The sequence below is a fragment of the Vogesella mureinivorans genome, assembly GCF_007644035.1.
GTDB classification, from domain to species: Bacteria; Pseudomonadota; Gammaproteobacteria; order Burkholderiales; family Chromobacteriaceae; genus Vogesella; species Vogesella mureinivorans.
The window spans coordinates 1-265 of the sequence record NZ_VMTV02000016.1; the positions used below are offsets into that span (position 1 = coordinate 1).

Consider the following 265-nt stretch of genomic DNA (forward strand, 5'->3'; position numbering starts at 1 on the left):
AGCGGCTGATTTAATTCGAGTCCATTGTGGTGAAATCCGTGCACAAAAAACCTTGGATTATTTGCTGATTCAGCAGAAACCACTTCATTCACAAGACAAAGAAAAAACCACTTTAGACAATCCGAGCACTTATGAAAATAATATGGTGTCTAAAGCAATCGCGTTTATGAGTGAAAATTTAAGTGCCCAAGTTCCCGTCAGCTTGGAACCGTCCCAAGTCACAAGCTCGCCCCCTTTCATTGGGCGAGCTCGTCGAGACAGACTC

Annotated in this window: 1 protein-coding gene; it reads left to right on the forward strand. The window is 43.8% G+C overall.

Annotated elements, in window-relative coordinates; translation table 11 throughout:
- On the forward strand, positions 1–265 hold a 265-nt coding region (locus FLQ44_RS23980; RefSeq protein ID WP_206208588.1), incomplete at both ends, for a hypothetical protein.